Here is a 511-nt window from a genome sequence, read left to right as displayed (position 1 = left end):
CCGGACACAGCAATACCCCGGCGGCGATGGCGTCCCGGGGTGAGCGCAGTTGCAGCGCTTGCCCGCACAGTTCCAGGCTGCCGGCACTGGCGCGCTCCAACCCACTGAGCAGGCGAAACAGCTCGGTACGCCCCGCGCCCACCAGCCCGAACAGGCCCAGGATCTCGCCCTTGCGCACCTGGAAACTGATTGGTTCACGCAGGCCGGGGCCGAGCAAGCCGTCCACCTTGAGCGCCACTTCGCCCTGCTCACGCGGTCGGTAATCGTAGATATCCTGGATATCGCGACCGACCATGCAGGTCACCAGCTGATCGTGGGTCAACGTGTTCATGTCCTCGAACGTGCGCACGTAGCGACCGTCCTTGAAGACCGTCACCGCATCGCAGATACGGAACACTTCTTCCATACGGTGCGACACGTAGAGCACCACTTTGCCCTCCTCGCGCAGGCGCGTGATGATCGCCATCAAGCGGTCGATTTCCCGCGCCGAGAGGCTACTGGTCGGCTCGTC

General features: G+C 64.2%; 1 protein-coding gene. It reads right to left on the bottom strand.

All coding sequences use genetic code 11. The features are described 5' to 3' along the window. A partial coding sequence (locus tag APH41_RS27680; RefSeq protein ID WP_156359110.1) for an ATP-binding cassette domain-containing protein occupies positions 1–511 on the bottom strand: 511 nt, incomplete at both ends.

The organism is Pseudomonas sp. NBRC 111138 (genome assembly GCF_001320835.1).
Classification (GTDB): Bacteria; Pseudomonadota; Gammaproteobacteria; order Pseudomonadales; family Pseudomonadaceae; genus Aquipseudomonas; species Aquipseudomonas paracarnis.
Note: the sequence above shows the minus strand (reverse complement) of the source record. Positions and strands in the feature narration are given on the sequence as shown.